Origin of the sequence: Lentzea indica, assembly GCF_012184385.1 — a bacterium.
Taxonomy (GTDB): domain Bacteria; phylum Actinomycetota; class Actinomycetes; order Mycobacteriales; family Pseudonocardiaceae; genus Lentzea; species Lentzea indica.
The window spans coordinates 1-9698 of record NZ_VSRL01000309.1 but is presented as its reverse complement, the minus strand read 5'-3'; the positions used below and the strand labels follow the sequence as shown (position 1 = coordinate 9698).

Here is a 9698-nt window from a genome sequence, read left to right as displayed (position 1 = left end):
CCGCGCCCGTCACCAGCGAAGCACCACCAGCACCACGCACGCCGGTGGAGCTGATGCTCGACCTGCACGGCCTGGAGGCGGTGGAGGTTCCCGGTGCCGACCAGTTGACCAGCCTGGCCAACGCCATCACCGCGACGCTGCATCCCAACTCGCCGGACGCGCTGGTGGACCAAGCCAAGGGCACGCAGGAGAGCATCGCCAAGGCAGCCGACGCACGGGTTCACGTGCTCGGCCAGAACGGGACGTTCACCTCGTTCGGACCGAAGACCGGGCGGCCGGTCCACGTGGTCGCGAGTGAAGGCCCCGACGGCACCACGCGGTACGCGGCCACCAAGGAGAGCGTCCACATCGGACGGCCCGGCGTGTCGTATCCCGGTCCCACGAAGCTTGTCGTCGAGGGAAAGCCGCGTACCGTGCACCGGGGCGAGTTCGAGATCGAGACGATCGCGGGCCGCCACCACGTGCGCATCTACACGGCGGTGGTGAACCCGGCGGACCTCGGCGCGGCGACCCCCGAGTTCAAGGACATCCAGCAGGATCCGAAGACCGGCGACCTGAAGATCTCCCCTGGCAGGAACGCCCAGCTGTGGGCGGGTGCGGGTCGTCCGCAGCGGGCGTTGCAGTGGCTCGCGAAGTACGAGGAGACCGACGGCGGCAGGCCAGTCAACCCGAACGACCCGTCGTCGGGGCCGAAACGGCCTGTGCTGCGGTCGTTCCTGGTGCCGCTGGACACCTTCAACAAGATCACGAGTGGCGCCACGGTCGAGGGCGCTCCCGGCACGAAGTCCGACACGGACACCTACAACGTCGACCAGCGCGGGGAACCCAACCAGTTCGGCATCGGTGGCGCCCACCTCGACGAGCTGATCAAGGAGGCGGAGCCGGGGTCGCTGATCAGCTATCTGGTGAACCCCGACGCGGAGTTCCACTTCTCGGCCCAGGCGGGACGGGTCGTGCCCGCGGCGGAGCTCTACCAGCGGCTGGGGCTGGACCCGGCCTTCCGCAGCGATGCCCTGGGCAAGGCGTACGACCCGTGGTTCAACTGGTCGAAACAGAACGGCGAGTGGAAGTTCGACGGCTTCCGCAACGACGCGCACCGGTTGCACGAGATCGCCACGCAGCTGCGCGAACACCACCTGACCTGGAGTCAGTCCAAACAGGACCCGGAGAACCGCGCGCCCGACGCCCTCATCGAACCGGACGCCGAGACCATCCCCAACGCGCGGGATGGCGCGTCACCATCGAAGGACACCAGCTTCGAGGCGCGGACTCAGCGGCTCAACCAGTTCCTCAACGAGGTGGGCCCGGCGTCGGTGAACGTCAGCAAGGTCGCCACCAACGTGCTGTCCACGGGCGGCCCGGCGCTGAGGGATCATCTCGCCCAGGCGGGCACGCCGGCGGTGAACGAGGTGGCGTTCGAGCAGGCTCTGCGCGAGAAGGTCGTGCCACAGGCGGCGACGGGCGCGGTCAACACGCTCGACAAGGCCGTCAAGAACGTGAACCCCAACGTCAAAGCCCGCGCGCAGCTGCAGGCCCTGATCGATGCGGACAAGCCGACGAGCAAGAAGGCCAAGGCGTTCGCCGCGAAGGTCGTCGAGCCGACCGTCGAACTCTTCAAGAACGGGGTGGTGAACCACCCGGACCTCGCGCTGCTCGACGAGAACAGTCGCACGGAAGTGGCAGAGTCGCTGGGCAACCAGATGCGTGACGCGCTGAACAACCAGTTCGGCAAGCTCGCCGAGCTTGACGAGTTCGCCCCGGGAGGCAAGAAGGGCAGCTTCCTCAGCGGTGACCGGCTCAAGGCGTTCGGCTCCAACGTCGCCGCGAACATGGCCGCCCAGCAGCTCCCCTCGATCTCACCGCGCATCGACACGAACCGGGTCGCCGACGTCGCCGAGAACAAGGTGCTCGGCACGGCGGTCACCGGGGCGCTGAACTCGTTCACCGGCAAGGACCTGGCCGGCACCCAGCCCGCCGAGCTGCGGGCGGCGGTCGAGAACGAGGTGCTTCCCGAGCTGGAGGCCGCCGTCAGCGCGGCGCTGAAGAACGACCTGGCGCTCACGCTCGCCGACCAGAACTTCCGCAACGCCATGGCCGACGCCGTCGCGCACGACGCGAGGACGCGCGCCGAGCACGAGCTGGCCGCGTTCGACTTCGACCCGGTCGACCCTGCCGCGGTCGACGCGCTGATGGCCAAGGTGCCCGGCATCGCCACGCAGGCCGAGATCGGCGCGCTGATGGCCGCGGATTCCGACCGGATGGCCTTGGACTTCAACACCCGCGAGCACGGCCAGACCCCGTTCCCGAACTCCTTCCACGAGTGGAACCAACAGCGGCCGGTGGAGTTCGCCCGGCAGCGGCAGGTCGGCGACCAGCTGGGCAGGACCATCAGCGACACGCGCAACCCCGAGACCGCGGTCAAGGAGCTGATCACCCAGTTCCCTGAGCTGGATCCGAAGTTCGACGAGGTCGCCACCCAGGTGCAGGACAAGCCCTTCCGCGAACCGGGCGCGAAGGGCGTCTACACGTTCTACGAGCACTCGCAGATGGTGCTCGGGCAGTTCCTCGACCTCACCGCGAACGAGGACCCCGACACCCGGTTCCTGCCCGTGGACGCGCTCGCGAAGGCGATCCTGTTCCACGACATCGAGAAGGTCAACGCCAAGAACCAGTTCGGCGACGGCCAGGGGCAACACGATCGCGAACCGGAGCACAAGCTCGCCGTCGAGATGATGGACCGTTACCGCGGCTTGTGGAACAACGAGAGGGACTTCCAGGCCGCAAGGGCGATCGTCGACTCCGACCCGTTCGGCTTCTACCTGCGCAACAAGATCACCGCCGATGAGACCTTCACGTTCCTGGACAACCTCACCGCCAAGATCGACCCGGAAGCCCGGCCGGAGAACGCGAAGAAGCTGTTCGAGGAGTTCCACCAGTACTACCAGGCGGACTTCTCCTCCTACACCACGCACAGCACGTACGTCGACCGCGCCGGTGAGGTCCACAATGGACCAAACTCGTTCACCAACCGGTTCGAGGCCGGGCCGGACGGGATCACGAAGACCCCTGACGGCAGGCACTTCGAGTACACGAAGGACGGCAAGGTCAGCGACGCCGCGGAGAAGATGGCCAAGCTGTCCGAGATGTTCCGCGACGCGGACACCATCCGCGAGCACCGGGCACGCCTCGCGAACACCGGCTCGCCCGCTCCCGCTCCGCGGACAGTTCCGGTGGAGCTGTCGTTCGACTTCGAGCCGGGCGTGAGCGATCTGACGGCAGAGCAGTCGGCTCAAATGCGCACGCTGGCCGACAGCCTCGTCGACGCGGCGACCAAGCGGGCGGACCTCGGGTACCTGTCGCCGAAGGTCGAGGTGTCCGGTCCGCACGCGGGGACGGTCAACAGCGCCCTCGCAGCCCGGCTGAGCGGTCTGGTGGACGTCCAGGTCGTGCCTGGCATGTCGACCGGCGCCGACGTGCGGGTGGACTGGGAGCTCAAACGGCCGGATGGACGGGTGTCATCGGCTCCCACCGTGCCGCAACAGTCGCAATCGCAGCCACCGGCGCAGAAGGTCATCGACGGCGAGTCGTGGCGGCGCAGTTCGGTGGCGACGGCGGAATGGTTCGCGCCCCACGATCCGGTGTCGCCGGACGTGTGGCAGGGCCGTCGCGAGGGCGCGCACGTGCGCACGGTGGACACGGAAATCGCCGGCGTCAAAACGCAGAGCACGCCGTCGAACATCTCGATGTACCGCACGCAGGTCAACTACGACCTGCGCCGGATCGAGGTCGGCCCAGGGCAGTTCGTCCAGGAGTACACGGTCAAGGTGCACCTGCGGCCGGGAGCGGACGTTGATCCGGCCGTGCTGGAACAGGTGCGCGCGAACACACACGACGGCGTGAACTCCTTGCTGAACCAGGGTTATCGGCTGCCGAGCGGCGACCAGTTCCATCTCAACGTCGAGTTCACCGACAACGCGGCGGACGCGCACACGACGGTCGAGGTGAAGGACGTCCACTCGAACCAGACGGAGTGGAACCCCACGGCCACGCCCGGCGTGTACGCGCACGAGATGCTGCACTACCTGGGAGCACCGGACGAGTACGTCGACTCGACACGGGTGTTCCTGGCACGGGAGTCGCGGTCCAGCGTGCACACCGACGACGGCGGGATGATGGGAACGGACCTCTACCTGCCCGATGCCGCACTGCTGCCCCGCCACCTGTGGCTGATCGAGCGCATCGCGAACAGCCAGGTGATGGTCCCCGACACCCGTCTGGACATGCCGCGCACCGCCGCGGCGCCTACGCCTGCACCTCGCTCCGCACCGGACGCCACCGCGACACCGACGAGGCCCGCACCGCCCGCACCGCCCGTCGCCTCCACTTCGTCCGTGCCGCCGGCGCGGACTGATTCCGCGTCGTCGGAGGACTTCCTGTCCGCGGACGACGCCTCGGTCAGCGACGAGGACTTCGCGTCGGCCGGCGACGCTTCGGTGGCCGGCGAGCTCCCGTCGTTCTTCCAGGACGGCGCGGCACTGGGCACCATCGCCGCCGTCGAGGTGAACGGAGGCCAGGAGATCTCGCAGGCGGTCACCGGTCTGCTGCCGCAACGTCCGGGCGTCACCGCGCGCGGCGTCGACCAGATCGCGCCCGCGTTGAGCCAGAACTTCGAGTCGTTCCTGGGCAACGGCCGCAACTTCCAGATCAAGGTCGGCAAGGACTGGTTCGAGGCCAACGTCACGGCGACGCTCGGCGTGCGCACAGACGGTGACCTCACCCCCAAGACGAAGATCGACTTCACCACGCAGAGCGGTAACGCCACCACACAGACCGGATCCATTGGCACAGCAGGCGATGTCGGGGGCGCTGTCACCCTCGGCATGGCGGTCGGTGCGACCGGAACGATTGTCGGCAAGGCGGCGCTGGCGCGTCCGGTGACGAGCACGACGACGGGCACGTCCACGACCGACCAGCGGGCGATCCGCTCCACCGACGAGGCGTTCGGCGCGAAGGTGCCGGTCACGTTCCAGGTCACGCTGACCGACGCGCGCGGCAACCAGGTCGGCACATCGGTTTCGGTACAGCAGGAGGTGGGCCTTCAGATTCCCGGCGACCTGATCGCCATCACCCCGGCGGATCCGAGCCTGACCGAGACGCAGTGGACCAAGACACCGGAACACGCCGCCCCGGAGGCGATCACCGATCTCGACACGGCGAAGGCGTTCGAGGACGTCGCGCGGCAGTTGCATCCGAGCGTGACGAAGCTGGGCGCGCCCGGCCGGACCGCGTTGCGGGAGTTCCTGTCTCCGTCGACGATCCGGGACAACCTGAGTGCGGCGTTGAACGGCTGGGTCGTGTCGCCCGATCTGAGCAGTCCGCACGGCAGTCGCGGCGGTGTGGTCCGGATGCGGGCCGTGCCGTTGAGCGTCGAGCTCGTCGGCACCACGTCCTCGGCCAACCTGAGGGTGCACGAGTCGGCGGCCATCAGCACCGGACTGAGCGCGGCGACGAAGAGCGGGTTCGACGCGAGCGTCACGGTCGGCGGCGGCGCCACCGTGAAGGACAAGGTCGGCGGCAGTGCCACCGTCAGCCTTGGCTATTCGGCACGCACGACCGAATCGTCCAGTGCCGGCACCAGCGCGACGGTGAAGACCGGTATCCAGGTGAAGGGTGACCTGGGGTTGTACCGGACGACGATGCGGCTGGAGTTCCAGACGCCGCACGGCGATACGATTCCGGTCACCGCCACCGGCTACCTGCGCGCGGGCTTGCCGGAAGCGGCCGCGGCGAACCTGCCGGTGCCTCCGGACGCGACGACGAACCTCGCCGTCCCGACCGCGGAGCCCAAGTTCCCGCCGCCGTATTTGGCGAGCGCGGCCGCCGCCGGTGCGGTGAAGGTCGGGTCGTTCGAACCCGCGGTCGAAGTGCAGAGCCAGGTCGAAGGGGCGCTGCGGGGCATTCCGGGCTTCGAGAGGTTCCTGCCGTCCTTCGCCGACGCCGCGAGCGATCCGCGCAAGGCGGGCAAGAACATGCAGAACCTCGCGGACCAGCTGGAGAACCTGCGCAAGCTGACGACCGAGCTGTCGCCGACGGCACTGCAGTCGCAAATGGACAGTCTGCTCGGCGCCGGTGTGCAGGTGCGGCTGAAGCGACAGGGCATGGCCACCAACGACTTCATCAACGTCACGGTGAAGGCGCGGATGACCAACCCGGTCCACCTGGGCCAGGCGGACGAGCGCAACGTGCGTGGTGCGGCGACCAGCGGGCCGAAGCTCGACAGTGCGACGGCGACCCAGAAGGGGTGGAGCGTCGGCGTCGAGGGCAAGGTCGTGATCCCGGCGAGCGACAAGAAGACGACCGCGACGCCGACGCCCTCCGTGGGCGCGAAGTACAGCAGCACCACGACGACGAAGACCACCGCGGGGCCGACCGTGGGCAGCACCCGGTCGACCAGCGGCAGTCCGAACGCGCAGCTGTTCCAGCACGACGTGACCTTCGACATCGAGATCACGAAGTTCAGCCGCAACCGGGCGTGGGTCAAGCGACTCACGCCGGGATCGCCGTGGCTGCAGGTGCCGGAGCCGAAGACGATCGCGAAGACCGGGGTGAACCTGCAGGAGATCAGCGGCAAGGCGAACCTGTGGGTGTCGGACGGCTCGACGATGTCGTCGGACCCTGCGGCGTTCGCACCGGGTGCGCCGGCCGCGCCGATCGTGCTGGCGAACCCGCCGACGATCCAGCAGCTGCTCACCGCACCCAAGCCACCGACGTGGCCGTTCATGCACGTGGAGGCGGTGGCGAACACCGAGGCGGTGCGTGACGCGGCGATCGCGGCGTTGAACGCGAGCGGCGACACGGCGTTGACGGTGCCGGGAACCGAGGCACGCAACCGGATCGACAAGCTCTTCAGTCCGGAGAACATCAAGGCGAACCTGCCCACGCTGACCGGCCAGGGCATGACCGAAGGCGGGATGAAGTACGGCCGCCGCGTCGCCGACCGGGTGGGTGCGGTCGGCATGGCGGTCGGGCTGAGCAACGCGAAGCTGGTGTCCATTTCGGACGACGTGGGTGTGGAAGCCGGGCACGCGGGCGGGTTCAAGGTGGGGGAGAGCACGACGGACTCCCGCTCGGTCGACGTGACGGCCGGGTTGAACACACCGATGCGACCGACGAAGGGCGCCGTCGGGTCGACCGCGCTGGGCGCCACCGCGAAGTGGACTCCCTGGTCGAAGACGAAGACGACCGGCAGCGAGGCCACCGGCAACGTCGACCGCAACAAGGCCATGCCCGCCACCGGCAGGACCGTTCTGGTCCAGCTCGACGCCCAGGTCACGGTCGTCGGGGAAAGCCGTGCGAGCAACACCGTCCGCACGGGCTCCTCCAGCGTCGCCGGTTCCGTCGTCTCGTTGCCGGGCGGGGTGTTCGTCCGGGTGAGCGAGGACGTCGCGCGCGACATGGGCGTGTTGCCCTCGGTCGAGACCACTGCTCACCGGTGGAGCAGGGCACGATGGCGCCGCCGACGACGTTGCGCGAGGGTGAGCCCGGTGCGCTGGGGCTCGGCCTGGTCGAGCAGGCGCCGGACCTGTCGGACCTGGTGCCGCAGTTGCGGGAGAACCTGGGCAAGCTGGGCAAGAACCTGTTGCCGAAGTCAGTGCTCGACGACTCGATGAACAACCTGCGGCGCCTCACCGACCTCACCTCCGAAGCGAGCGTGAAAGCGTTGGTGGACAGCGCTTTGGACGGCGGCGTGCCGCTGCTGGTGCACGACCCTGGCGTGTTCGGCAAGGACACTTATCAGGTCACGTTGAAGGCCACTCCTGGCACGCCGGTGTTCGAGGGCGCGGTCAACGACGGCGTCGACATCGAGCACACCTCCACGGGCACGCAGGTCGTGACGACGATCAGTGGCGGAGGAACCGGCTGGGGCGTCGGCCTCAAGGTACCGGGCTCGGCGCTGCCCAAGACCGGTAATGCCAACGTGTCCGCCACCGTCGGCGGGTCGGCGGCGGCGAACGTGGGCCAGGCGCAGTCCTATTCGACGACCGAGTCGACGACGAAGCAGCTCGGTCAGACCCGTGCCGCTTCCGGGCCCGCAGTCCGCTACACGGTGCCGGTGACGTTCGAGCTGGTGGTGGAGAAGGGAAGCAAGGAGATCGGCCGGGCGAGCAGTGGCCAGGTCGACATGTCCGTCCGCGTGCACGCGGACAACCAGAAGACCACCGCGGCGGAGCCGGTCCCGTTCACGCCGGCCACCACCACCCGGCCCGCAGAGGACGGCGCCCCCGCGAGCGCACGCGAATGGCAGGGGACGTCCGCGAAGCTGCCGCCGTTCGCCTCGGTGGAGAACCTGCGCGGTGCTCAGCTCCTGCAGGACGCGGCGGTGCGGGCGCTGATGGGGGCGGGCGCTCAGAGCGGAATCACCGGCAAGGGCACCGGCGCGATGAACGCGTTGCGGTCGGGCCTCGCGCTGGAGTCGTTGCAGCCCAACCTTCCCGGCATGCTCGACGGCGCGTTCGAGGTGCCGGGCTTGCACGAGGCATCTGTCACCACGAGCCGGCACGCTCAGGTGAAGGTCTACGCGAAGCTCGTCAACCCCAGGCTCGAAGCGCTGAGCGACGGTGTCGCGGTGTCCGACGCCCGCTCGACCGTCGCCACGACGTCGAGCGAGGCCAAGAAGACCGAGTCCCACGACGTGACGGTGGCGCTGGCGCCCGGTGGTGTGACGTCGAAGAAGCCCGACGTCGGTTTCTCCGTTGGCGGCGTGGAGGTCCGGCACGCCGCCGAGGACAGCGCGGCCGTCTCGGGCGGCACGACGCACAACCCGTCGGCGAACTTCAAGACCGAGGGCCGCACGGGTCTCGTCAACTACGACGTCGAATACCGCGTCGTGGCCGACCTCGGCAAGGGCAGGACGGGCGTCGTCGACCTGAAGGTGCCGGGTTCGGCGCAGGTCCGCATGCACGCGGCCGATGCCTCCGCGGCGTTGGGCAGGCCGCTGCCTTCGGACCTGAACGCGGCACAGACCGGTGTGCACGAGGCCGCGAAAGCCTGGCGTGAAGCGGAAGTCGCCGCCGACGGTGCCCGGCACGCCGCCCAGACGACCATCAACGACCTCGCGCCCCGGCTTGCTGAGGCCTCGACCGAAGTGGTCACGCGCGCGGGCGAACTCGAAGTCGCCGAACAGAACGTCACGGACGCGACGGCCAGGCTCGGCACCGCGCAACGGCAGCGCGACGAGGCAGGGCAGGCGGTCGAGCGTGCGGAGTCCGCGGTGGACGAGGCGGCGGACCTCCTTCGCACCAACGAGCTCAACGCCGCCCTCGCCGAGCAGATGGCACTCGCCGCGCGGCTCGACGTGGACCAGGCAACGGCCCACGAGCAGGCCGCGCGCGATCAGGCGGCCGCGATGCCGCGGCGGCACGTCATCGAGCCGTGCAGGAACACGAGACCGCCATGGCCACGGCAGCGCGAACGGCCGAGCTGGCGGCCAGGGCTCGCGACCTCCACTCCGAGGTCGTCATCGACCTCGGCACCGCACAGGCTCACCACGCGCGGCCGAGGGTGCCGTGCTCGCCGCGGAAGAGGACCTGCGGCAGGCGGAGACCAGACTGGACACGGCGCGCTCGGCGCACAACGAGGCCGTGCGGGCGGAGCAGGACCTGCGGGCCGAGGTCGCGGTGGCCGAGGCCGAGGCCGAG

At 69.2% G+C, this 9698-nt stretch carries 1 protein-coding gene; it reads left to right on the top strand.

The genetic code is table 11. The annotated features are described in order from the left end of the window. Positions 1-44 precede the first annotated feature (44 nt). Positions 45-7670 (top strand): hypothetical protein, encoded by a 7626-nt coding sequence (locus FXN61_RS43225; protein WP_167979636.1) that lies wholly within the window; start codon positions 45-47, stop codon positions 7668-7670. Positions 7671-9698 lie beyond the last annotated feature (2028 nt).